Annotated in this window: 21 protein-coding genes; 7 read left to right on the top strand and 14 right to left on the bottom strand. The window is 61.0% G+C overall.

Annotation, left to right across the window (positions count from 1 at the left end; genetic code table 11):
* Positions 1 to 20: 20 nt before the first annotated feature.
* The 8 genes from ACFPB1_RS01045 to ACFPB1_RS01010 form a co-directional block, all read right to left on the bottom strand.
* The gene (locus ACFPB1_RS01045) at positions 21 to 524 is read right to left on the bottom strand and encodes a MarR family winged helix-turn-helix transcriptional regulator (RefSeq protein WP_379220933.1); all 504 of its coding nucleotides are present in this window, start codon (positions 522 to 524) and stop codon (positions 21 to 23) included.
* 372 nt (positions 525 to 896) lie between these two features.
* Positions 897 to 1,394 (bottom strand): DinB family protein, encoded by a 498-nt coding sequence (locus ACFPB1_RS01040; RefSeq protein WP_379220930.1) that lies wholly within the window; start codon positions 1,392 to 1,394, stop codon positions 897 to 899.
* Positions 1,395 to 1,529: 135 nt separating this feature from the next.
* Positions 1,530 to 2,627 carry a GerAB/ArcD/ProY family transporter gene (locus ACFPB1_RS01035; protein WP_379220928.1) on the bottom strand — a complete coding sequence of 366 codons (1,098 nt, stop codon included), beginning with the start codon at positions 2,625 to 2,627 and terminating at the stop codon, positions 1,530 to 1,532.
* Between the two features lies 1 nt (position 2,628).
* Positions 2,629 to 2,874: a hypothetical protein gene (locus tag ACFPB1_RS01030; RefSeq protein WP_379220926.1), complete on the bottom strand. Its 246-nt coding sequence runs from the start codon at positions 2,872 to 2,874 to the stop codon at positions 2,629 to 2,631.
* A 1-nt stretch (position 2,875) separates the two neighbouring features.
* Positions 2,876 to 4,033, bottom strand: a complete 1,158-nt coding sequence (locus ACFPB1_RS01025; protein ID WP_379220924.1) for a Ger(x)C family spore germination protein — start codon at positions 4,031 to 4,033, stop codon at positions 2,876 to 2,878.
* Positions 4,020 to 5,480 carry a spore germination protein gene (locus tag ACFPB1_RS01020; RefSeq protein ID WP_379220921.1) on the bottom strand — a complete coding sequence of 487 codons (1,461 nt, stop codon included), beginning with the start codon at positions 5,478 to 5,480 and terminating at the stop codon, positions 4,020 to 4,022. The genes ACFPB1_RS01025 and ACFPB1_RS01020 overlap by 14 nt, the downstream gene beginning before the upstream one ends.
* Before the next feature lie 170 nt (positions 5,481 to 5,650).
* On the bottom strand, positions 5,651 to 5,917 hold the full coding sequence (locus tag ACFPB1_RS01015; protein ID WP_379220919.1) for a CD3324 family protein: 267 nt from the start codon (positions 5,915 to 5,917) through the stop codon (positions 5,651 to 5,653).
* A gap of 348 nt (positions 5,918 to 6,265) precedes the next feature.
* Positions 6,266 to 7,036: a glucose 1-dehydrogenase gene (locus tag ACFPB1_RS01010; protein ID WP_379220917.1), complete on the bottom strand. Its 771-nt coding sequence runs from the start codon at positions 7,034 to 7,036 to the stop codon at positions 6,266 to 6,268.
* Between the two features lie 168 nt (positions 7,037 to 7,204).
* Between ACFPB1_RS01010 and ACFPB1_RS01005 the strand changes: the two genes are divergently transcribed.
* From ACFPB1_RS01005 to ACFPB1_RS00980, 6 genes are all read left to right on the top strand, one after another.
* On the top strand, positions 7,205 to 8,695 hold the full coding sequence (locus tag ACFPB1_RS01005) for a spore germination protein (RefSeq protein ID WP_379220915.1): 1,491 nt from the start codon (positions 7,205 to 7,207) through the stop codon (positions 8,693 to 8,695).
* A 1-nt stretch (position 8,696) separates the two neighbouring features.
* Positions 8,697 to 9,842, top strand: coding sequence for a Ger(x)C family spore germination protein (locus ACFPB1_RS01000; protein WP_379220913.1), 1,146 nt, complete (start codon positions 8,697 to 8,699; stop codon positions 9,840 to 9,842).
* Between the two features lie 10 nt (positions 9,843 to 9,852).
* On the top strand, positions 9,853 to 10,944 hold the full coding sequence (locus tag ACFPB1_RS00995) for a GerAB/ArcD/ProY family transporter (protein ID WP_379220910.1): 1,092 nt from the start codon (positions 9,853 to 9,855) through the stop codon (positions 10,942 to 10,944).
* 104 nt (positions 10,945 to 11,048) lie between these two features.
* Positions 11,049 to 12,389: a spore germination protein gene (locus tag ACFPB1_RS00990; RefSeq protein ID WP_379220908.1), complete on the top strand. Its 1,341-nt coding sequence runs from the start codon at positions 11,049 to 11,051 to the stop codon at positions 12,387 to 12,389.
* A complete protein-coding gene (locus ACFPB1_RS00985; protein WP_379220906.1) occupies positions 12,382 to 13,449 on the top strand; it encodes a GerAB/ArcD/ProY family transporter in 1,068 nt (355 codons plus the stop codon). The genes ACFPB1_RS00990 and ACFPB1_RS00985 overlap by 8 nt, the downstream gene beginning before the upstream one ends.
* Positions 13,446 to 14,522: a Ger(x)C family spore germination protein gene (locus ACFPB1_RS00980; RefSeq protein WP_379220903.1), complete on the top strand. Its 1,077-nt coding sequence runs from the start codon at positions 13,446 to 13,448 to the stop codon at positions 14,520 to 14,522. The genes ACFPB1_RS00985 and ACFPB1_RS00980 overlap by 4 nt, the downstream gene beginning before the upstream one ends.
* Positions 14,523 to 14,634: 112 nt before the next feature.
* Here ACFPB1_RS00980 and ACFPB1_RS00975 read toward each other — a convergent pair whose 3' ends face one another.
* From ACFPB1_RS00975 to ACFPB1_RS00955, 5 genes are all read right to left on the bottom strand, one after another.
* A complete protein-coding gene (locus ACFPB1_RS00975; protein ID WP_379220901.1) occupies positions 14,635 to 16,896 on the bottom strand; it encodes an ATP-binding cassette domain-containing protein in 2,262 nt (753 codons plus the stop codon).
* Between the two features lie 308 nt (positions 16,897 to 17,204).
* Complete coding sequence (locus tag ACFPB1_RS00970) at positions 17,205 to 17,405, bottom strand: hypothetical protein (RefSeq protein WP_379220899.1); 201 nt, start codon at positions 17,403 to 17,405, stop codon at positions 17,205 to 17,207.
* Positions 17,402 to 18,505, bottom strand: a complete 1,104-nt coding sequence (locus tag ACFPB1_RS00965) for a GerAB/ArcD/ProY family transporter (protein WP_379220897.1) — start codon at positions 18,503 to 18,505, stop codon at positions 17,402 to 17,404. Before ACFPB1_RS00965 ends, ACFPB1_RS00970 begins: the two co-directional genes overlap by 4 nt.
* 13 nt (positions 18,506 to 18,518) lie before the next feature.
* On the bottom strand, positions 18,519 to 19,640 hold the full coding sequence (locus ACFPB1_RS00960; RefSeq protein ID WP_379220895.1) for a Ger(x)C family spore germination C-terminal domain-containing protein: 1,122 nt from the start codon (positions 19,638 to 19,640) through the stop codon (positions 18,519 to 18,521).
* A gap of 7 nt (positions 19,641 to 19,647) precedes the next feature.
* Complete coding sequence (locus tag ACFPB1_RS00955; RefSeq protein WP_379220892.1) at positions 19,648 to 21,096, bottom strand: spore germination protein; 1,449 nt, start codon at positions 21,094 to 21,096, stop codon at positions 19,648 to 19,650.
* A gap of 283 nt (positions 21,097 to 21,379) precedes the next feature.
* On the opposite strand from ACFPB1_RS00955, the gene ACFPB1_RS00950 reads away from it, so the two are divergent.
* Positions 21,380 to 24,490 (top strand): discoidin domain-containing protein, encoded by a 3,111-nt coding sequence (locus tag ACFPB1_RS00950; RefSeq protein ID WP_379220890.1) that lies wholly within the window; start codon positions 21,380 to 21,382, stop codon positions 24,488 to 24,490.
* A 122-nt stretch (positions 24,491 to 24,612) separates the two neighbouring features.
* On the opposite strand, the gene ACFPB1_RS00945 is transcribed toward ACFPB1_RS00950, so the two are convergent.
* The gene (locus ACFPB1_RS00945; RefSeq protein ID WP_379220887.1) at positions 24,613 to 24,855 is read right to left on the bottom strand and encodes a hypothetical protein; all 243 of its coding nucleotides are present in this window, start codon (positions 24,853 to 24,855) and stop codon (positions 24,613 to 24,615) included.
* Between the last annotated feature and the right edge of the window lie 97 nt (positions 24,856 to 24,952).

Here is a 24,952-nt window from a genome sequence, read left to right as displayed (position 1 = left end):
TTAAAGTCCCCCCATGCTAGTTAATTGCCGTGATGCGATCCGTTCGAAGCCGTTCCGTCGCCGGTTGCGGCGGTCCTGCGCTGCTTGATGCCATAGCCAATCTTCTTCAGCACGCGAATCAGCTCGAGCTTCTCCTCGTCCGTCGCGTCGGACAGATTGTCGGTAATGGTCGCGGCGTGCCGGGGGAAGATCGCATCGAAGTAGGTCCGGCCCTCCCCGGTCAAGGCGACATTCGTCTTCCGCCGATCGTCCGGAATCGGCTGCCGCTCCACGTAGCCCTGCTTCTCCAGTTTATCGACCACGTAAGTGATGCTTCCGCTCGGGATCGCGAAGGTTTCGCTTATTTTCTGGACCGGATGCGGTCCTTTGCTGTAGAGAAACTCCAGGATCCGGAACGTCTCCAGGCTGAGACCGTACCCGCGAATATCGCGTTCCAGGCTTCCGTACAGCTCGCTCACCATGTTGCGAATGACGCGCGTCAGCCGCAGGTCGAGCTCCTTCCCTTCCTCATGGCGTTCCGTCATGCTCAGCCAGCCCCCTTATACGGCTTGGTAAAGACCGGAATGCTCCGGCCATCGTCGGCGAATAAATATCCTAACAATATTTAATTTGTACTTAAACAAAATAACGCTAGATTACATATTTGTCAACCGGTGCCCGATCGGTCTGCCGCCGGCGCCTCTCCAACGCGAGCCCGCGGCCGCCGGGGCGCTCTTCGAGTCAGGACCAGCCGCAATCCCGGCCCGCGATTCGACACAATCGAAAAACGCTCATCCGTCCGCCGGATGAGCGTTTTTCGATTGTACGATGTCGTCGCCGCCAAGTCGGACATGCCTGTCAATTACGGATGCATCCGGCCGCGGCGGCAGCTTCGGTTCTTAATCTGCGGTTCTGCGTTACTGGACCTGCTCGTCCGCCGACGGCCCATAGAAGCCGGGCACCGGCAGGTCGAGCAGCCGCAGGTAGACGCCGAGCTGCGCCCGGTGGTGGACCATGTGGCTGATGCCGACGGTGCGAAGCGCGAGCGCCCGCGGCTGGCTCATGATGAGGCGGTCGCCGCTTCGCAGCGTCCATTCCTCGCCGAGCGACTGCTGGTCGCTGGCGGCCAGCAGCTGCTCGAGTTTGGCGGCGTTCGCGTCGAACTCCGCCAGGACGTCCGCGGTCCGGGTCAGCGCTTCACGCCGGCGCGGCACGGTCGCCAGATCGAAGTCCGGGCGCTCGAGGATCGCGACCTGCCAATTCAGCAGGTTGATCAGATGCGTGGTCAACCCGCCGAGCGTCATCGACTTCGCGTGCGGCCTCCAGTCCAGCTGCTCCTCAGGCAGCCGTTCCAGGATGCGGCGCGTATTGGCCAGTTCATGCCGGACATCTCCGATAATCAGTTCTTTTGCCATTGTTTTCCTCTCCTCGCTTTCACGGCTAGTATACGCGAATCCCGTTATCATGAAAAGGCTTTCTTGGATGAGACCGGTCGACGGACGACAACGGCCAATCCGGTACGCAGACTCGATAAGCGAGCCGCCGCCGGGTCACGTCTGCGGAATCCGCGCCTCCTGCCTCCGGAGCAGCGTCAAGCCCAATGTGCAAAGCGGCAGCAGGAAAGCCGACACGAGGCTGACGACCGGAAGGATGCGGTTATCGTACGAGATCAGCGCCGCCGGGTTCGGGAAGCTGTTGACCGCGACGCCAAGGATGAACGCGCCGGCCGGAATATACAAAGGCTTCAGCGTGCTCAGCCCGAACAGCCTGCCCGCCATCTTCACGAACACGTATTGGACGGTGATGATCTCGTACATCGTCAAGATCGTCCATATCGCGATGATGGTGATTTCGATGCGTTCGATGTATTCCCCGAATTTGACCAGTTGAACGGCGGAGAAGAACGGGAACGTCGCCGCCCTGAACAGCTGTTCGCCCAAGCTCCCGAGCGAGAGGTACGTCGCCAGCAGCAAATAGGCGCAGGAGAAGACGACGGCGATGCTGCAGCATTTGAACAGCTTCTTCTGCTCGGTAACCTCGGAGAACAAGTAGGACATGACGACCGACTTGCCGAACGGAAATCCGTACGACATTATCGTGCCGAAGACCATGATCGGAAGTCCGTGCCGGAATTGCGGCACGAACGGGTTCATGTCCACGTTGCGGAAGAGGGATACGCCGATGATCAGAATCGCTACCGCGAAGAACGGGAGAATGACCAGCACGGAGCGCGCGACCGCGGCGAGTCCGAGCGATGCGGCATATGTCGTCACGATCACGACGAGCAGCATGATCAGTTTCGGCGACGTGTTCGGCAGGATGGCCGTCGTGTAAAAGAGCGAGATCGAGCGGAGCGACAATACCGAGAGGCCGACCATGTTCATCGAATAGTAGCCCAGCAGCAATTTGCCGAACCACTTGCCATACAGCACTTCGATGATTTCGGTCATATTCCGGTGGGGATATTGCCGCTGCACGTATGTATTGACCTTCAAGACGAGCAGGATCCAGCAGACGGCCAGCACGTTGGCCAGCCACACGTCCTGCATGACGAGCTTCGCTTCCAGCAAATACTGCGTCGAGAAGCCGGATAGAAACGCGAAGCATAAGCAGGTCAGCTGGAACGGCGTGATTCGCGCGGTATTCACGTTATGGAATCGCCTCCTCGATGCCGAGCAGCCGCGATACGAATGTATAGAGCGGCTCGTACAATCCTGCTGTCAGGGATGCCGCCGTCGGCATCATGCGCCCGGTCGCGGGTATCAAGTAGCCTGCCGCCGCGAGCGACAGCAGGACGGCGACGAACGCTTCTCGCCGCAGATGCCGCCGCCATAAGCGGACGGTCTTCCAGCCGGTCCCCGCCAAAAAAACCGCCACAAACGCATAAGCCATCATCCTACGTCCCTCCCAGCGTTTCGCTCATGCCGATGTTCGGAATCGCGACGTCGACCGAGACGCGAATCGGCAGCGCCGGATAGATGTCGGTCGCCCATCGATCCTTCATCCCCTCCCACGCGGTCGGGTGATAGCGTCTCGCGAGGTCGGCGAGGCCGATGACGTCGACCTTCAGGTCGTGCTGAAACCCGCGAATGCTGGTTCTCAGCTGCTGCTCGACATGCCGGCCCGCGGCCTCCTCCATCTCCCGAAGTACGGCCGGATCCGCCGCATTCACCGGCTGGTCCACATTCTTGATGTCGCCGGACAAGCCGATTCGAATGTCGAAGCCGGGTTGGCCGCGCGTCTGCGTCATGCGGATCGAGCGTTTGACCACCTTCATCTGCAGACTGAGCTTGGCGGATCGGTACGGCACCGTCTCCGCGAACATCAAGCCCGCCCATTCCTTATTCTTAAGGAGTATATGAAGCGTGAGCACGTCCTTACCCGAGAGCCACCCTGCCAATTTCCCTTGGCGGATTACAGATCCGCCGTTCAGGAAGAGCACGTCCCGTTCGAGATCCGGCGACTTCGATTTGCTCAGTTTTCCGGTAGCTACCCCGCGATAGGGACTCATGTAATCGCTCGCGATATCCTTAATGGTCAGCGTCATGCTTTTGCCCCAGAAGAGCTCGTTTTTGATTTTGCCGACGATTTCGTTCGAGATCAAATCGCCGGATTCCGATCTCGACCGCATCAGATCCGCCGCGTTCCCGTCCCCGATGATCAGGTAGCTGGTCAGCCGGATATCGCGGGAACGCGTCAGGAAGTCCACGACCTCGTACAACGAATGCCGGGCCGCATTCTCGCCGACGAGAAAAAACTTGTCGTGCTGCCAAATCAGGACCTTCCCCGCGTGGCTGCGCAAGTTTCGGGCGGCGTCGTAGATCGACTTGCCTGTCGCGCTGGCCACCCATTCGAGCTTCCGGGTATTTTGGGTGCTGTTCGTCGAGGCGTTGAGGCAGTTGACCGTGAACATGAATTCCTGCTTCTGCGCGTCGTAATCGATCGCCGTCAGCATGACGAGGGCAATATCGCTGATCTCCTGCATATCCGGCGAGCAGCCGGCCAGCATGGCCGCCATTATGCACCCGAGCAGCGCGCGCCTAACCTTCCTCATGATCGGATCCTTCCCCCGCCGGCATGGCTTCGCGCCGGGACAGCGGGCGGAGCTTGATCGGCAGCATGACGTACCGTCCGGCCCATTCTCTCCAGCGCTTCCATTCCAGCGTCGGCAAGTACGGCGTTCCGAAGGACGTCAGGGAACTGAGATGCAGGACGACGGCGAACATGCAGAGCGAGATGCCGAGCACGCCGGTCCACGCCGCGATGATGATGAGCGGAAACCGCAGCAGCCGCAGCGTGATGGCCGTGCTGAAGGACGGGATCGTAAAGGACGCGATGCCGGTCATCGCGACGACGATGACCACCGGCTTCGAGACGATGCCCGATTGGACGGCGGCTTCCCCGATGATGAGCGCCCCGACGATGCTCACGGACTGGCCGATCGACCGCGGCAGACGCAGGCTCGCCTCCCGCAGCACCTCGAAGGCAATCTCCATCAGCAGCGCTTCGAGGAACGTCGGCAGCGGGATGCCCGCCTTCGTCGAGAGGAACGTCAGCATCAGCGGCGTCGGAATCATCTCCATGTGGAATGTGGTCAGCGCGACGTAGATGGATGGCAGGAATAGTGAAATGAAGAGCGTGAGCAGCCGCAAGCCGCGCAAAAAATTGGCGAAGTAAAACTTCTCGTAAAGGTCTTCGCTGGGATGGAGAAAATCCGTGAACACGGACGGCGCGAGCAGCGCGTTGGGACTGCCGTCCGTCAGAATCGCGACCTTCCCCTGATTGAGCGCCGTCGCGACCCGGTCGGGCCGTTCCGTGTTCAGAATCTGCGAGAACGGCGAATACGGGTTGTCTTGAATCCACTCTTCGATCTGGGCGCTGTCGACCACGACGTTCTGCCGGATGGAGGCGAGTCTGCGCTCGACCTCGCGCAGCACCTCGGGATCCGCCTGATCCGCCAGATACAGCACCGCGACGTCCGTTTTGCTTTCCTCTCCGACGACGAACGACTTCGCCTTCAGCTTCGGCGTCTTGAGCCGGCGGTAGATCAATCCCAGATTCGTGTCGAGATCCTCGATGAAGCCCGTGCGCGGCCCACGCACGTTCACTTCCAGCACCGGTTCCTCGAGCGCCCGCTTGCCGTACCCCGGCAGTGACATCCCGAGCGCGTCCGTCCTGCCCTCGATGAACAGCACGATACCGGCATTCGCGATGAAGCGCACGGCTTCGTTCAGATCCGGCACCGGTCCCGCGATGCCTTGCGCACGGGCTGCCTCGGCAAATGAGGCGGCGGCCGCTTGCGCGCTAAGCCTTGGAAGGATATGCTGCTGCAGCCTCGATTGGTCGACCAGAACGTTCACGTATGCCAGGGCGGCCGCGGCTTCGCCCGCGCCGGACTCGAACAGGTGAAAGCAGATATGGTCGTTATCCGCGAACTCGCGGCGCAGCGCGTCCACATTCCGGGTAACCGAGGCCGCGATCCGTGTCTTCACCTGTTCCATCCGTACCTCCCGGCGTCAATCCATATTAAGGAACTGTACGAAGTATTCGCACGCGGGACTTCCCTTATTCAGGAAGCGGTTGCGCGGGTGCGTCCGTCGCAGGCGCCGAAGCCGCCCGTACGCGCAAAAAACGGCAGCCCTTCGCAGGGCTGCCGTTTGGCGCGATCGCGTTATCGCATCGCGGATATGATTTTGCGTATGCTTTCGCCGGACAAATGATACCGCCGTTCAAGCTCCCGCACGGTGCTGCCGTCCCGGTAGCACCTATAGATCTCCTCGTTGCGCCGCGCGATCAGCACGCGCGAGCCGCTCTTCTCCCCCCACGCGGCGCGCTCGTTGTCCGGCTTCGGGATATACAGCAGCTCGCCTTGAATATAACGCTGGAGCTCCTCCAATAGATTAGGGGGAAGCACATCTCTTCCGTTTTTGTAGGCCAACGTAAACCTCCTTCATCGTTTCGCCCGTCGTACCACAGCCGAAAATCAACTTGTTCACGTTTCCTTCCCCCTCTCGTCCTCGCAGAATGTTCGCGCGCGAATGCGCACCTAATCTAACTATAAATGAAAACGGATCCATCCGTCGACTATGCGATGCAATAAAAGGGAGGCCGAAATGGCCTCCCTCCTGATGGCGATTTCCGCGGTTAGGCGGAAATCACCTCCGTATGCGTGATCAATGGGATCATCTCCTTTCGCGAAGATTTCGTCGGCCGACATCTATATTAACGCATACGCAGACGCCGGCCGGCAAGCGAAAGAACGATTATAGCCGTTTTTTACGGCTCTTTACCGCCGGAAGACCGGCGCGCCGAGCGGCGCCGAGCGGGCTCCCCCGTCGACGGTAAGCTCCGCTCCCTGGACGAAGGAAGAATCGTCCGACGCGAGGAACAACACGGCGAGCGCGATTTCGTCCGGATCGGCCATCCGGTTCAGCGGAATGGTGCGCGCCTGCGCGGCCTCCAGCCGAGCGGTCTCTTCGGCTGTCGCTTGATTCCAGATCGGGGTGCGCGTCGCCCCCGGCACGATCGTGTTGACGCGGATGCCCCGCGGCGACAGCTCGGCGACGAACACGCGCGCCATGCTGCTGATCGCCCCTTTGCTCGCCGCGTAGGCGGCGCGCGCCGGCGCGCCGTCCGTCGCGCGCGTGGAGCCGGTCAGGATGACCGAAGCGCCTTCCTTCAAGTGCGGCAGCGCGGCCTGCACCGTGACGAAGCTTCCGGTCACGTTAATCCGGAGCACGTCCTCGAATACCGGCACCTCCGTGCTCCCGAGCGGCGTAGCCGAGGAGATGCCGGCATTCGCGTAGACGATGTCCAAGCGGCCGAACGCTTCGACGGCTTGGGCTGCCGCCCGCTCCATGCCGGCGGGATCCGCCGCCTCCGCTTGAACTGCCAGGGCACCGGCGCCGAGCTCCTTCACCGCCGCGTCCAGCGCCGCTTGCTTCCGGCCCGTGATCACGACCTTCGCGCCTTCCGCGATGAACAGTTTGGCGGTCGTAAGTCCGATGCCGCTGCTGCCCCCCGTGATGAGCGCCACTTTCCCGTCGAGTTTTCCCACGCTTCCTTCTCCTTTGCAATTCGTCATCTATCGGGCTTGCTAGCCTGTATCTTGACTACGATCCCCTCGAATTATACGTTTGCCGAGTCGGCAGCCGAACGCTATGCGCCCTGCATAAATTTCGTGCCCCGAAGGATAATATGGAAAATTCAAGGGGGTTGAGTGGACATGCGCTCCTCGCGGAATCCCGCCGCCTATCCCCGGGACACGATCGGCGCCAGCCTAGGCGAGAACGAGGCGCTGCTGCGGCAGCTCTTCGCGCATTGCTACGATATCGTCTATCAACGGGTCGAGCTGTCGGACGCTTGCACGATTCTCATGGTCTACATCGACGGGCTGATCGACAAGAACGTATTCCAATCGCCGCTCTTTCAATCCTGGGTCCTGGAGAAGGCGCATCCCGGCGCCAAGCAAACAGTCGACACGCCCACCGTGAAGGAGCATTTCTCCGTCGTCCGGCCTATCCGCGGCGAGAGCGGTCTGCGGGCGATTACCGAATCGATTCTGCAGGCGTGTCTGGCCGTGTTCATCGAAGGCGAGTCCGAAGCGCTCCTGCTCGATTCCGCCGGATGGGAGCACCGCGCCGTCGACGAGCCGGCCAGCGAGATGGCCATTCGCGGCCCGCGGGAGAGCTTCACCGAGACGCTGCAAGTCAATACGAGCCTGCTCCGCAGACGCATCCGAACGCCGCAGCTCAAGCTGAGCCCGGTCACGCTCGGCACGATGACCAAGACGAACGTCGTGGTCGCGTACGTGGAAGGCGTGGTCCGCCCGGAGCTGCTCGAGCTCGTCATGCGCCGCCTGGAGAGCGTGCGGACGGAAGCCGTGCTGGAAACCGGCTACATCGAAGAATTCATCGAAGACCAATCGTTCAGCCCGTTCCCGCAGACCATCAACACGGAACGGCCGGATATCGTGGCGGCGAATCTGCTGGAAGGCAAAATCGCGATCCTGACCGACGGCGCGCCGCAGGCGTTGATTTTGCCGATTACGTTTTGGACCGCCTTCCAGGCGGCCGAGGATTACTACGAACGGTTTCTGTTCGCGACCCTCGTGCGGTGGACCCGATACATTCTGTTCGCGATGTCCCTATACTTGCCGTCCCTGTACGTGGCCGTGACGACGTTCCACCCGCAGCTGCTGCCGACGAACTTCCTGCCGAACATTACGTCCGCGCGCGAAGGGGTACCGTTTCCCGGCGTCATCGAGGCGCTGCTGATGGAATTCCTGTTCGAGGGCTTGCGCGAAGCCGGCGTGCGCCTGCCTAAAGCCGTCGGTTCCGCCGTCAGCATCGTCGGCGCGCTCGTCATCGGGGAAGCCGCGGTCAAGGCGGGCATCGTGTCCGCGCCGATGGTCATCATCGTCGCGATTACCGGCATCGCGTCCTTCGCCATTCCCCGGTACAACATGAGCATTCCGTTCCGGATTCTCCGGTTCCCGCTGCTCATCGTGTCCGGGGCGCTCGGGCTGTACGGCATCGCCATGGGCACGCTCATCATCCTGGTCCACATGGCCCGCCTAGAGTCGTTCGGCGTTCCCTATCTATCCCCCATCGCCCCGTTCCAGCCGGGCCAAGTCCAAGACGTGCTCATTCGGGCGCCCCGGTTGAAGCTGAATTCGTTCAAGGCGATCCTCCGCGGCAAGCCCCTTAGGAGGTAATATGCGACGTATTCGATTCGGTTGGCTCGCGGCGCTCCTGCTGCTGCTTCCGTTGACGGGATGCTGGGACCGCCGCGAGCTGAACGACCGCCTCTTCGAGCTCGGCTCCGGCGTCGACCGGCTCGAGGACGGCTCGCTGCTGCTCATCGGCCAATTCATGATTCCGAAGCAATCCGGGGATACCGGCAACAAGCAGTCGTATCTCGTCGAGACAGGCACGGGCAAGACGGTATCCGATTGCCTCCTGGATCTGCAGCTCAAGCTGTCTCGCAGAATTACCCGGGGGCATCGCAATAATATCTACTTCGGCGAAGAGATGGCGAAGTCCGGGATTGCCGATCTCATGGACTCGGTCACGCGGGATCCCGACAGCCGGCTCAAATCCGATATTTGGGTCGTCAAAGGCGGAACGGCGCTCGACTTCATGCAAATTCCCTATCCGCTCGAAAATATGCCGGCGATCGCACTGTCCAAGATCCGCCACATCATCGGCAAGACGACCGGCAATTCGCTGCTGGAGGTCTTGATCGAGGAGAACGTGCCGGGAAGCGGCCCGACGCTGCCTGCCGTGGAAATCGTCTACGATGCCAAGCTTCATAAAAAGACGCTTCAAATCTACGGCCGGGCGGTCCTGAACCGCAAACATCAGCTGGCCGGCTATCTCGATCGGATGGAATCCGTCTACCGGCTCTGGCTCACGGGCGAGACGGAACGCGTGCCGATCGCGGCGGACGCGCCGGGAGGCGAGGGCGAGTTCAATACGAACGTGACCCGGCTCAAGTCCCAGGTACGGACCGCGGTCAAGAACGGACGCGTCGAGATCGACGTCGGCTTGCAGGGCAGCGGCGTCATCCTCGAGAGCGAGCCGGACGTTGATCTTCGCAAGCCGGAGGTGCTGCGAGAATTCGAAGCCGCCTTGAACCGCCGCGTCGAGCAGGAGGAGTCCGCCGTCATCCGGAAGGCGCAAAAGGAGCTCAGGGTCGACGTGTTCCACTTCGGGCAAGCGGTGAACCGGCAGCATCCGGACGCATGGGCGCGGCTGGACGCGCACTGGGAGCAAGCGTTCTCGGAGGCGAAGGTCACCGTTCATTCGCGCGTCAAGATCAAGCGCATCGGCCTTCAAGGGCCGCCTCCGAATAAAACGTAAGGAGCTCGAGATGAAGCTGACGAACTATCAATTGTTTTGGCTGCTGTTTTCGATGGAGTCCGGGATGACGATCATGCTCGTGCTCTCCCCGACGTTCCAGACCGCCCGTCAGGGCTCCCCGCTGGCTGCCGTGCTGGCCGGCGCCGCGGCCGTGCTCGCGACCTATATCGCGGCCAAGCTGAGCCTGCTCCACCCGAACGACACGTTCGTCGAATACGTGCCCAAGATCATCGGCACCTGGCTCGGCAAAACGATCGTCTTCGCCTACCTGCTGCTCTGGATCGCCGTGACCGGCATCGTCCTGCGCGAATACGGCGACTTCGTGCATATGGCCTTGTTCGACAAGACGCCGCTCTGGATCATCCTCTTGTTCATGCTGCTCGTCATCGTCTACGCGGTGGACGGAGGCATCCACATCATCGGGCGCTGCAGCGAGATCATCGGCCCCATCATCGTCTTCAACGTCATTCTGTTCCGGATCTTCTCTCTGAAGGATCTCCACGTGGACCGGCTGCTGCCGATTATGCCCTCCGAAGGGCTGATGCCGGTGCTCGCCGGCAGCTCGCCCGCGGCCTCCTTCCTGAGCGAATCGGTCATGATCGTCATGCTGATCGCCTTCGTCGGCAATAAACGCAAGGCGGTCGCCGCCGGCCTGTGGGGCGTGGGGCTCGCGGCGCTCGTCCTGCTGAACACGGTGATGGATGCGATCATGATGCTCGGCAGCGCGGTTCCGGCCAAGCTGCAGTATCCCGTCTACTCCCTCAGCCAGTACATTTCCGTCATGGAATTCGTGCAGAACCTCGATATCTTCTTGGTCGTCGGCATGAGCTTCACCGTCTTCGTCAAGATCGGCATCTACGTGTTCATCACGAGCTACGGGACGGCCCAATGGCTGCATGTCCGCAAGTGGCGCCGCGTGCTGTGGATCGTGGCCGGTCTCGTCCTAGCCGTCGCCCTGTTCCCGCGCAGCGTCGACGAGTCCCAGACGAGCTTCCCGCGCTTCTGGAAGGACGTCGCCTTCCCGGTGTTTCTGCTCGGAATTCCGCTCCTGCTGTGGATCATCGGGAGCTTCCGGAGCCGGATGAACCGGGCGGCGGGCTAGCCGCCTGGCCCCTAGACCGGCGCTCCCCGGCGCGCCGGCTTGCATATTCCTCCGCCGCGATGGCGAAGATAAGGGATATTCATCCAGCCGGGAGGGACGCGTTCATGAGTAGCCTGGTGCAACAGCTAAGCGAGACGTTCGCGCACGACAATGACTTTTTCGCGATTCGCGCCTATTTATCGGATGCGCCCGTCATGCTCGTCGGGTTCAAATCCTTGATCGACGTGCCGAACACGAAAATCGGCCTGCAGCAGCACAGCGAAGCCGCCTCCCTCGCCCGAATAAGCCTGGACCGGCTCAAAGCCTCGCTTGGGGACGTCAAGCCCGGGCCCGAGGACGAGAGCGAAGCGATCGCCGCCATCCTGAAGGGCAAGCTGCTCATCTGCTTCGAAGACGACTCCGCTTGCGTCATCGCGGATCCGGTTCCGAAGATGCTGGATCGTCAGGTCGATCAGCCGACGACCGAGAACGTGCTGCAAGGTTCGTTCAACGCCTTCATCGAAGATGTGAACACCAATATCGGCATGCTTCGCAAACAAATGCAGTCGGACAAGCTTCGGGTTCATACGACCGTTATCGGGCAGGAAGAGACGACGTCGCTGTCGCTGCTCTATTACGAGGGCAAGGCCGACCCGGCGTTCATCGCCAAGATCAAGCGTCAAATCGAATCCAACCGGAACCGATGCGTTCGCAATTTGCAGGGTCTATCGAGGTACATGGGCTTCAATGCGTGGCAAACGCTATCGAATTTCACCCAATCCGAGATTCCGGAGGAAACGGCCCGCTACTTGCGGGATGGAAGGGCCGTCCTGCTGCTGGACCAGCTGCCGATCGCGTTCGTGCTCCCCGGCTTGATCCTCGATGCCTTCTTCCTGGAGAGCGACCGGAACTTGACCGCGCCGCTCATGGTGTTCGTGCGCAGCGTGCGCTTCATCGGCGTCTTGGCCACGCTGATTCTGCCGGCGCTTTACGTCGCGCTCGTCTCCGTGAACCCCGAAGTGCTTCGCATCGAGCTGGCGGTGTCCATCGCGCAATCCAGGGAAGGCATCCCGTACCCGGTCTTCATCGAAATCGTGCTGATGCTGATCATCATCGAGCTGATCATCGAAGCCAGCGTGCGCCTGCCGCAGCGCATCGGGCCGACGATCACGATGGTCGGCGGCATCATCCTGGGCCAAGCGGTGGTGCAAGCCAAGCTGGTCAGCAATATTCTCATCATCATTTTGGCCGCGGTCACGATCGCGAATTCGACCATCGTCGGGCTGCCGCAAACGATCGCGCTGCGAACCGCCAAATATATGATCGTCGTGCTGGCCGCGCTATTCGGCGTAATGGGCATCCTGGAAGGCCTGGCTTTGGTATGCGCCTACTTGGCGAGCTTGACGACGTACGGAATCCCTTACGTCAGTGTGTATAAAATAAGGAATGCTAACAACCATGGATAGAAGCTGGCAAGTTTTCGTACTATACATTCTCATCCATCTAGGCCTGATCTTCTTTCTGTATCCCCGCTATATCATCATGAGCGCGGGCGAAGGCCATTGGGTGGAAATCCTTTTGAACTTCGGGATCCATATGCTGACCATCGTGGTCTATATGGCAGGGATCGGTTATTCGGGAGACCAGGATATTACCGGTCTCTTCTTCCGCGCGGGCAAAACCGTGGCCTTCCTGATTCTGGTGCCGCTAGCCCTCTATTTGTCCGTCTCCGCCGTGCTGGTCGTGCGGATCCTGGCGGAAGTCGTCATCGTCGTGTTTCTGTCGAAGACCCCGGTTTGGGCGCTGGTAGCGCTTTTCTTAACCGTCTCCGGATATATCGCGTCCAAGGGACTGGGGATGCTGCTGCGGACCTCCGTTCTGATGAGCTTCTTCTGCCTGCCGGTCATTCTCTTCATTATCGCGGTGTCGTTTCAGAATGTCGACTGGCGGTATGGGTTCCCGCTCAGGAGCGATTTCTCGTTCTTCTCCGACAAGAATTATTGGCAAAGCCTGCACCCGATCGCCGCCGGTTTCTCGTTTTTGGGCTTCGTGAAGCCGAAGGCGACGTTCCGAAAAAGCCGGATTATTTGGGCTGCCGCCCTGCTGTGCCCGTTCTTTTTTTTCGCGGTGTACATTCCGCTCCTGACGTTCGGCCAAGCCACGGCGTCGACGTTTGATTTTCCGTTCTCCGTCGCGCTGGATTCGCTCTATTATAGTTGGATCATTTTCGACAAGGTGACGATCTTCTTTTTGTTCAGCCTCGCGAATTTTGCGATGCTCTACGTCGCCGTCGCGCTTTGGCAGCCGGTTCGGATCGTGCACCGCTGGTTTCCCGCCTTCAAGCCGGTCTATATCTTGCTTGCGCTGCTCGCGGCAGCATTCGTCTCGTGCCTGTGCATTCCTGATTGGAACACCGTCGAGCATATCTTCGCCTGGAACGGGTATCTCCGGTTCTATGTCCTGATTCTGCTGCCGCTGTCGACCTTGCTGCTGGGACTGCGATACCGGGCGAAGGTGGCCGCATGAAGCGGGCCGCCTCGCGCTTGCTGCCGGCCGTCGCCGTCCCGCTGCTGTTCCTCGGCCTGTTGACGGGCTGCTGGGATAGCCGGGACATCAATCATCGGGCGCTGCCCGTCTGCATGGGCATCGCGAAGCATGGAAGTGTCTATCATGTGTATCTGCAGTTTCCCGATCCGGTCAGGGACGGGCTCGAGCTGAAAGTCGTATCGGATTACGGGTACACCATCACGCAAGCCGTGGATGCGATCAGCGCCAAGATGACGAGCAACGTCGATTTACCCGAGGTCAAAGTGATCGTCATGGACCGCAGCTATGCGGTAGCGGGGATGAAGGAGAGCATCGACAACTTTATGCGCAACGACCACATCTCGGCCAAGGCGCTGCTCCTCATCAGCGACGAACCGCTCGATTCGCTGTTCGCGTTCATGGTGAAATCGTTCAAACCGACCGCGACGGCCGTCTACGACAGCATCGAGAAGAACGCGGGGTGGGACCCGCAGATGGCCTTGACGCGCGTATGGGAGGTATACCGCAGCATCCACTCGTATACGCGCGACGTGGCGATCCCCATCTTCAAGAGCGGCGAGAGCGGGACGTTCGACTACGACGGCTCCGCCATCATCTCTAACGGGAAGATGGTCGGCCGCATCGACCCGGACGAGACGCTGATCGCCAATATGTTCAACGAAGACAGCGGGCAAGGCCGTATCGAGGTCATGAACAACGCCAGCGTCCTGATCCTGCAAGACGCCGTGCGCATGAAGGGCAATCTCGTCAACGGCCGGCCCCGCGTGATCCTCGATATGACGATCCGGGTATCGGTGCTGGAGAAGAAGGGCGATTCGTCGGCGGCGCTCATCGGGAAGGAGCTCGAACAGCAGACGACCGCGCGCATTCAGCTGCTGTTCGCGAAGTTGCGCAAGAGCGGATCGGATATTCTCGGCATCGGCCAGGAATTCCGCAATATCCTGCCGCGGGACCGGCTCAAGAATTGGCGCAGCGAGTACCTGCCCAAGCTGCAGGTCGAAGCGCGCATCCATCCGATCATTCAGAACGAAGGGAATCTAACGAGCTCCTGAAGGCGCGATCCGTCTCTCAGGATGGCGATGGGCGGTATGCAAGCAGAAACAGACCGCATCCGAAAATGCGGTCTTACGCGCGCGGCGTGCGATAATCGCCGCCGCAATTCTATTAATCCGCTCTCAAGTACCTTCCCGTGATCGACTGCTCCGCATGAACGATCTCGGACGGCGCGCCTTCGAAGACGACCTGGCCGCCTCGGCTTCCGCCGTCCGGTCCCATGTCGATGATCCAATCCGCCTGGCTGATCACGTCGAGATTGTGCTCGATGATGATGACCGTGTTGCCGGCGTCCACGAGCCGGTCCATGATGGCCTGCAGCAGCCCGATATCCGACATGTGCAGGCCGGTCGTCGGCTCGTCCATCACGTAGATGCTGCCCTTCTTGTGCAGCTCGCTCGCGAGCTTGATACGCTGGCATTCCCCGCCCGAGAGCGTGCTGAGCGGCTGGCCGAGCGTGATGTAGTTCAGCCCCACGTCGCTCATCGCCCGAAGCTTGCGCGCGACTTCCTTCAGCTGGAAAAACTCGAGCGCCTGCTCCACCGTCATCTCCAGCACGTCGGCGATGGACTTGCCGTTCAGCTTGTACGCGAGCACCTCTTCCTTGAACCGTCTGCCGCCGCATACTTCGCACGGCAGCTTCACGCTGTCCAGGAAAGCGAGGTCCGTGTAGACCACGCCGAGCCCTTGGCAGTTCTCGCAGGCGCCTTTGGAATTGAAGCTGAACAGGCCTGGGTTCACCTTGTTCGCGGAAGCGAACGCCTTGCGCACGTCGTCCATGATGCCCGTATAGGTCGCGGGATTCGAGCGCGTCGATACGCCGATCGCCGATTGGTCGATGACGATCGCGTCCGGGTGCTGGCCGAGGAACACGTCGTTGATCAGCGTGCTCTTGCCCGAGCCGGCGACGCCCGTCACGACTGTCAGCACGCCAGTCGGGACGTCTACGCTGACGTTGCGCAGGTTGTGGAGCTGTGCGTCCTTGATGGACAGCTTGCCGGAAGGCTGCCTGCAGTCCTTCTTCAGCCGGTGCGGGCGCTTCATATGAGTGCCCGTCAGCGTGTCCGCCGCCAGCAAGCCCTCGAAGCTGCCTTCATACACGATATGGCCGCCGCGGCTGCCGGCGTGCGGTCCGACGTCGACGATATGGTCCGCCACCTTGATGACATCGGGATCGTGCTCGACGACGATGACGGTGTTGCCCTTGTCGCGCAGCTTCCGCAGCAGGTCGTTCAGCCGGTGCACGTCGCGGGGATGCAGGCCGACGCTCGGCTCGTCGAAGATGTACGTCACGTCGACGAGGCTGCCGCTCAGATGCTTCACCATCTTGACCCGCTGCGACTCGCCGCCGGACAGCGTGTCCGTCTCGCGGTCCAGCGTCAAATAATCGAGGCCGATGTCCACCAGATGCTGCAGCCGCTCGACCAGCGATTTGACGATCGGCGCGGCGACCGGGTCGGCAATTTCCCGCACGGCGCGGATCAGCTGGCCGACCTCCATCGCGGACATCTCCGCGATGGAGGTCGGCCAGCTGATCCGGCAGCCGAGCGCGGCCTGGCTGAGCCGTGCGCCGCGGCAGCTCGAGCACGGGCCTTCGGAGATGAACGGCGCCACGGTCTGCTGGGTGCGCTCGGACTTCGTCTTCACGTCCTGCTTGATGTACTTGTTCGAAAACTTCTCGATGATGCCTTCCACCGTGATGTTGACGGGTTTCCCGGCGAACTGCGTCTCGATTTTCTTCGCTTTGGCATAGAACAGCTCATCCAATTCCGCTTCCGAATAATCGCGCAGCTTCTTGACGGGATCGAAGCCCGACTGCACGATCATGTTCCAATCCCAGCCATCCACCGCATAGCCCGGCAGCAGGATCGCGCCTTCGTTCAGCGATTTGGACATGTCCACCGCCTTGTCCAGGTTGACGCCGAGCCGGCGACCGAGCCCGTTGCATTCGGGGCACATGCCCTGCGGGTCGTTAAACGAGAACAGATTCACCGGTCCGACATGGGGCTGTCCCACGCGGGAGAAGAGCAGGCGGAGTATGGGCGAAATATCGGTGATCGTCCCCATCGTGGAATGGGATCCGCCGCCGAGCCGTTTCTGGTCGACGATGACGGCCATGCTCAGATTCTCGATTGCGTCCGTATCCGGCTGCGGAACGCGGGGCAGGAACGTGCGCACGAACATGCTGAAGTTCTCGTTCAGCAGGCGCGTGGATTCCGCGGCGATCGTATCGAATACGATCGACGACTTCCCGGAGCCGGATACGCCGGTGAAAATGGTGATTTGCCGCTTCGGGATGCGCAAGCTGACGTTGTGGAGATTGTTTTCCCTCGCGCCGGAGATGACGATATACTCCTGATTGGATTGGCTCATGCTTCTTTCCTTTCATTTGGATTTTATCGGGTCCTTCAACATTGTACCATTCATCCGCAGGCGGCAGCGGCTCGGAATGCGAGAAAAGTTAAATATTTGCGAAGGTGCGGGATGGTGCCGGGTACAGCCGGCCCAGGCGGCGGGTAAACCGGCAGCGCCGCGCAGATACGGCAAACAGCCGGGCGTTGGCCCGGCTGTTTGGCTTGGAGGGAGCGATAGAATCGGCGGCTCTTTTGCCCTTTGCCGATGGCCGTACATGCGCATGCCTTCGAGAGGCTACAGGCTCTCCCGCCCGGCCGCGCAGAACGTTACAGCAAATAATCGATGACGATCGCGATGGCGCGGTTGACGTCGAGCGGCCGCCGCAGCACCAAGCTCCCCCACAAGATGCCGCCGATCGTCGTAATCGTCACGAATAACGCTTTTTCCTTGCGGCTTGCGCGGATGGCTTTCATCCCGAAGAACCCGGCGGCGAGAAACACGGCGTACAGCAGGACGAGCCAGATCATGCCGCTGCCTCCTTCGAACGTCCGGCCTTGCCGCGGAACCACGAGGCGACGAGGAACAGGAGCGGGAATCCGAACGCGAACGGCAGGTAGTAGTAGAACAAATAGCGCTCGACCCATTCCGCGTTCTCGATGATCGTGGTGAAGAACAACGCGTAGGCGGAGATGACCCAGACGAGCGGGTACGCGATCAAGGCGCGGTTCTCGACGGCGAACAGCTGGCAGATCCCCGTCACGGCGAAGGAGAACAGCACGCTGAGCTTAATGAACACGAGGAGCAGCGCGATCACGGACACGATGGCCTCCAGATGCTCGATAAGATTGGAAAATTCCATTTCCCGGAAGATGATATAGATGGGATACGTCAGGTGCGAGCCGCGGTACACGCCGAGGATGCCGACGGTGAAGAAGAGCGACAGCGCCAGCTGGGTTCCCGTGAAGGCGATCCCGCCCAGGAAGGCGGCGCCGCGCCGCCGGCGCACCAGCGGGAAAGCCATCATGAACGCGATGGTTTCCATGAACGGAAAGCCGAGCGCGTACTTCGTCTGCACCAGCGTCGGCCACCACTCGAACCCCCCGGGATAATCGAAGTTCCGCCAGTCCCATTCCCGCAGCATGACCGTGAACGGCGTCCAGAACGCGATGGTCAGCAGCGGAAGAATCACCAAGCTCACGAGCGCAATCGTATCGATGCCCTTGATGACCGCGTAGGCGCAGACCAGCAGCGCGGCGACGTTGAAGATCGCGAGCGGAGTGCGGGGCATCAGGTTGATCTGCATGTAATCGCTCATGTTGCGCGTCACCCAAGCCGCGAGCTGGACGAATAACACGATGTAGCTGAGCGCTACCGCGCCTCCCGCGTACTTCCCGAGGGCGTGCCGGGCGATCTCGACGAGCGTCATCCCGGGATAGCGGCTCGCCACGTACAGCCAGAAGGCGCCGGCGATCACGCCGAACAGCACGCTCCACATTTCGACGAGCCAGGCGTACTGCCGCGCCGCGGAGATCAGCCCGACGGGCAGCAGGATGAACGTCGTTCCCGCGACGAACGAAGCCGTCATCGTGAATAAGGGCCAGCCGCCGAGCTCCTCAGGTTTTTCCATATCGTCTCTCTCCTTATCGGTAAGGCGTTCTCGTGTTGCCGAACCATCTCGCTTTGGAGCGGACGTCGAACGTCACGTCGAAGTCCCGCCACTTGCCGCGGCCCTGCCTCGTGTCGCCGATGCCGAGCAGATCCCAATCCTTCTCTTGCGCCAGACGGACGAAGTCCTCGGCGTGCCTCCGCACCGTGCGATCGTACGCCGCCTCGATTTCGCGCGCGTTCTGCGAGGTAAGCGGGACCTTCTGATGATTGAACAGTACCCGCAGTTCGGCGCGGATCGCGACCTTAAGCCGCGACGGTCCCCAGTGCCGGCTAACCTGGATATGACTCGCTTCCACGTCCACGACGGCGCCGTTCACGCGCAGCCGCTCGAAGTTCCGGGTCGCTTCGCCGTTCAGCACGTAGAAGAGCGTCATCGTATTGCGGTCGACCTTCCCCTCCATCTTCGCATGAACGAACACGACGCCGTCCGCGAGCTCGAAGCCGGGATCCGCCCCGTTGATGTTCTCCAAGCGATCCGACCGGGAGGCCGACGGGTCGCCATGGTAATGCAGCATCGGGATGATCGTCGGCCGGCTGAGCGGGATCCCCTCCGCAATATCCTTCACCTGCGTCAGCTTGCGCTTCATGCCGATCAGCCGCGACTGCCAGTCGATCAGCATCCGGAGATTGCGACCGGGAATCCGATCGAGCGGCGTGAAGGTTTCCATGACGTTTTTCAGCGGCGCGTCGGTGACGACGGTGTACACGTTGGTCCGCCGGTCGGTGTACAGTTCCAAGTAGTTGATCAAGTCCTTCAGTCCTTTGCGCGCGTACCGTTCCGTGAGCACATAGCATTGCAAATGAGGCGTGAACAGCATCCGCGACATGATCGTGCCCGTCTTCTCGGTGAATTGGCCTGGGCTTTTTTCCGTCACCGAGAATGTATAGACGGACGCTTTGGCCGGCCCGGATTGCTTGGCCGAGATGCTCGTCGGATTGATCACCTGGTAGTACGCGACGAGCTGATGGGTCTTCGGATCGATGTCGACGGAGGTCAAGTTGACGATGGCCAGACGATTGATCTCGCGCATATCCCAGCAGCCCGCGCACGACAGCAGCAGCATGACGGCCAGCAGTATCCGCAGCCCGATCATAAGCCGCTCACCGCCTTGTCTTTCCCGGCCGCAGCATGGCCGGGCGCCGGCTCATCGCCGGCCTCGGCGCGCGCACGAACGTATCCTTCCAATCGGGCAGATAGAGCGGCGCGAACGGCGCGAAATACCGGACGCCGAACGAACGCAGCGACGCGAGATGGATCAGCAGGATAAAGCAGCCGCACATCAGCCCGAACAAGCCCAGAATGCCCGCGAGCAGCAAGAACGCGAACTGAACGATCCGCTGCGCGATGCCGAAGCTGTACATGGGGGACACGAAATTGCAAATCGCGGTGAGCGAGACGACGATGACGATGGCCGCGGAGACGATCCCCGCCTCCACCGCCGCCTGGCCGAGCACGAGCGCGCCGACGATGGAGATCGCTTGCCCGGCGATCCGCGGCATCCGCAGACCGGCTTCCCGCAGAATTTCGAAGGTGAGCATCATCATCATCGCTTCGAGAAACGCTGGAAACGGCACGCCTTCCCGCTGGGCGGCCAAGCTCGCCAGCAGCGGCATCGGAAGCATCTCCTGGTGATAGCTGACGACCGCAACGTAGAGCGCGGGAACGAAGATCGACATCAGGAAGGCGGCCATCCGCAGCCAGCGCAGCAGCGTCGCGATGTCGGCGCGCTGGTAATAGTCCTCGGGCGTGGTGAACAGCTGGAAAAACGTCAGCGGTCCCGCGAGCGCGATCGGCGTCCCGTCGGTCAGCACCGCCGCCTGCCCTTCGAGCAATTTCGCGGCGACCGCATCCGGCCGCTCGGTGGCCATCAATTGCGGAAACGGCGTCAACGCCTTGTCTTGGATCCATTCCTCGATGTACGCGCTCTCCAATATGCTGTCCGTTTGAATAGCCCCGAGCCGCTTGCGAAATTCGTCCACGAGCCGATCCGAGGCGATGCCGCGCATATAAGTCAGGCAGACGAGCGTTTTCGTCTCCGTCCCGAGCACCATCGGCTCGAAGACGAGCTTGTCGCTCTTGACGCGCTTGCGGATGAGGGACAGATTGCGGATGAGATCCTCCACGAACCCTTCCCGCGGTCCGCGGATCGTCGATTCCGTGCTCGGTTCCTCCACGCTGCGCTGTTCCCGCTTGCAGACGTCCATGGCCAGCGCCCGGCGCCCCGGAAGCAGTATCAGCGCATGGCCGTCCAGCACCGCCTCCACGCAGGCGTCGAGCCCGTCAATTTCCTTCAGCTGCCCATGGTAAATATGGTCCCGCAGCCAGTCGGGCGATTCGGCGTCCGGGCCGTACGCATCCGTCTCCCGCGCGGCGTTCAGGATCGGGCGAATGATGACCTCGTCCACCAGCGTCTGGTCGACGAGCGACGATAGATAAAGGCAGGAAACCTCGAGTCCTTCCCGCGTCCGAAGCCGGCGGCATATGACGTCCGGCGAGACGCCCAGCCGTGCCGCGACCGCTTCCGCGATATCCTGGCGCTGCTTGTCCATGTGGAAAACCTTCCCTCCCCTTCCTTCCAGTCAGGGTTTCCAGAAAGGATGGCGTTCATTCCGGGCGCGGGTCTGCAAAATATTGAACATGCCCAGCACAAAATTTTACATTATGCTTCCGGCGGCCGGACAGTAAGATAAGCTCTAGTACGGCAACGCGTACAATTTCTGGAAAGGAGCGTGCGGCGCGGAACCACTGCATGGCGCCCGCGAACGTATGCGGTTCGGGGCTGCAAGCGAGTTTGGAGAGACGATTACCACTTAAGTAGGAGGAAATTATGGAATGAAACGGAACCTATTAGGACTGTTCGCTTTGCTCTTCCTGTTGTCCGTCGCGATGCCCGGCGGGCGTGCGCATGCCGCTGCCGATCGCATCAAGGTATCGCAAACGGGCACAATTGTAACCGCTGTCAATAACAAAATCGCCGTCAGCTACGATCTCGCGTCCGGCCGCGGCCAGTTCAAGCAAGGCGGCACGACGCTGATGGCGGATTTTTACTCGGATTACGAGCTTGCCGGCTCGACGGAACGCATCCACTCGTACGATCCCGGCACGCGGACGGCGGCCTGGAAGTCCGTCGGCAGCGATGGATACGGCAAGAACGGCCAGCGGCTGACGATCACGAGCGTCCTGGATTCGGGCTCGACGATCGTGCTCCGCCTGACGATGTACGAGAATCAGACGTATCTCCTCGCGGACATGACGGTGAACCAAGCGGCGAGCCAGGCGGTTACCGTGCTGGAGCCGATCGCGGCGGATAACCTGGACATCGGCGCGGGCGCCGACAAGCGGATCTATACGACGCCGTACACGAACAATTACGACTTCGGCGTCGCGCCGGTCGACGACTTCGGCAAGAGCCAGAACGGCTACGACAAGCCGGCCGGCGTAAACGACGTCTGGGGGCCGTTCAACGGCACGAGCTACTGGGTCGCGGGCTTGTTCGACAACGCCGGCAAGCAAGGCGTCATCGCGGGCGCGGCCACGACGAAGAACTGGAAGAGCATGCAGCATCTCGGACAGGCCGCGACGGCGAACGGGCCGCTCACCGGATTCTCCCTATACAACGCGGGCGGACAGCAGAGCGGAGGCTCGGTGACGTCGGATCTGTTCTTCCTCGGCTACTTCGACGACTACCGGACCGGACTCGAGACGTTCGGAAGCGTCTATGCCATCGGGGAGCCGATGCTGCCATGGAGCGAGCCCGTGCCGAAGGGCTATAATTCCTACTATAATTATTACGTGGGCGATTACGGCACGGCCGATGCGCTGTTCGGCATAACGGACTACTACGCCGATCATCTGAAGTCGCTTGGCTATACCTATATCAACTTGGACTGCTGCTACCAGGGCGTCAAGGACAAGCCGGTCCTCGACAACTTGCACGATTACGTGAATTTCGTGCACGGCAAAGGGCTGAAGGCCGGCTCGTACGCCGCTCCGTTCGCCATCTGGGACAAGCTGACCGATACGGTGCCGACGACCTCGTACACTTACGGGGACATCGCCTTGAAGGACGGCGACGGCAACCTCATCATGTCGTACCTCAATACGCCGATCGTCGACGCGACGCATCCGGGCGGGCAGGCTTACTTGAAATGGCTCATGAACTATTACTTCGTGGAGCCCGGCTTCGATTACGCCAAGCTCGACTTCCTCGACTTCGGCATGTTCGAGGGCAGCTTCCACGACAAGACCAAGAACGGCATGCAGGCGTACCGCATCGGCATGCAGGTCATGCGCGACGCGCTGCTCGCCGCGCCGCAGCGCATCTTCATCGACGAATCGATCGCGCCGCTCCTCCCTTCCGGCTATGCCCACGGCCGAAGAACCGGCTGCGACACGTCGATCGGCCTGAACGACAACTCGGGCCTGCAGTATTCGGGCATGGAGCGCCAGGCGCTGAACGCGGCGGCCTCCTGGTGGACGAACGGCACGCTGTACCCATATAACGACGCCGACATGGCGATTCTGGAGAACGTGGTGCAAGGCGTCTACGGCAAGACGACGTTGAACCAAGCGACGCTCCTCTCGACCGCGATCGTCATGGGCGGCGGCCACTTGCTGCTCGGCGATCTCGTTCCGTTCGTGACGGAGGACCGGATGAAGACGATCGTCATGAACAAAAGCTTAATGGCGATCGCCGATCTCGGTCTGGCCGCGAGGCCGGTCAGCATGACGAACTTCTATCATCAGGGCGAGCATTCCCCATCCGTCCTCTACATGAAGGACAATCGGGACAAGCATGGCGACACGATCGTGAGCCTCTCCAACTGGGATATGAACAACAGCGCTCCCGTCGTCGTCAACTTCAAGGATTTGCAGTTGAAGGAAAACGTCCCATACGTCCTGACCGACGTGTATAGCGAAACGAAGCTCGGCGCGTTCAAGGGCACCTACTCGCGCACGCTGAAGCCGGGCGAATCCGTCATCCTCCGGCTGTCCGACAACGGCTCCCGCGCCGGCGTCGACGCGCCGGTCAACCTGGCGCTCGGCAAGGGCGTCACGGCGACCGCTTCCTCCGAGTACGACGGGAGCACGAGCGCGTCCAAGATCATCGACGGCGACGTCGCGACCCGCTGGAGCGCCGCGTGGAACGACGGCAATTTCGCGAACCAATGGGTCGAGATCAACTTCGGCGCGCCGACGGCCGCCAACCGCGTCGTCGTCTATGAGCACGGCTATGGCAAGCAGGAATACGAGACGTGGGAATACGCGCTGCAATATTGGGACGACGCCGCGGCCAAGTACGTCGACCTGACGAAGGGCATGATCCTTGGCGACCGCCGTCAGCTCGACTTCCCGACCGTCACGACGTCCAAAATCCGGCTCGTCCTGAAAACGAGCCACTGGCTCGACTCGCTGAACGAGATCGAAGTCTACAACGTGCCGGGCAATACGGGCTCCGTCATTGCCCAGGACGATAGCAACGCTGCGTACGCGGGCTATTCGGACCTTCGCGGGCAGGTGCAGCGGATGCAGACGTTCTCGCTGACGAGCAGCTCCCTGCCGAAGCTCGATCTGTACTTCTACGAGAGCTACGTCAACAAGCTGCCGGAAGATAATCTGTACATCGACATCGTGGAATTGGACGACGGCCTGAAGCCGGTGAAGACGTTGTTCACGACGGCCATTCCGCCGTACAACATCGTCGGATCGCCGCAGCCGTACTCGATCTTCCCGCGGCTGACCGGGCTCGACACGGCCAAGAAGTACGGCCTCATCTTCCGTTCACCGAACGCGAAGGACGACGGTTCGACGGACAACAAGTACGGGCTGGGCTACGTCAACCAAGACGTCTATGCCGGCGGCATCGCCCAATATTCCGGCGACGGCGGGAAGACCTGGCAGCAGCAGCCGGACACCGATTACATCTTTACCATCTACAAGTAAGCCGACCGCGGCTTCAAGCAGGAATAAGGGGCCGGACGTCATCGCGATGACGTCCGGCCCCTTTGCGTCAAGCTGCGTAGACTTGCGCAGCCAGGAGGCTGAACTGCGGTGTCGTGCCGGGCTTACGGCTCCGAACCATGGTCCTTCTCGTTGCCGCGCTTGAAATTTCCGGTCGCCTTCGCCATGATCAACTGAGCGTCTAGATGGTCTTTGCCGTCGATGGCCTTCATGAACTTCTCCCCTGCTTTGCCGGCGAGCGTCGTCACGAGCCTGCCCTTCCAGTACAGCAATACTTTCGCGTCCTTGGTGAGCCGGTACGTGAACACGTCCTCGCTCAGCCGGTCCCGTTTATCCGTGCTGCGCATCGCCATTCCTCCCTTCTCGCGCGCTCGTTTGATTTCTTCCGGCCGCAATCTGTAGAATAAGGATATGAAGCTGCAATAGGCTGCAGAAGCCGCAAGG

Source organism: Paenibacillus sp. GCM10023250, assembly GCF_042653205.1.
In the GTDB taxonomy this organism is placed as follows: domain Bacteria; phylum Bacillota; class Bacilli; order Paenibacillales; family Paenibacillaceae; genus Paenibacillus_Z.
This window is presented reverse-complemented; position numbering and strand designations above follow the sequence as displayed.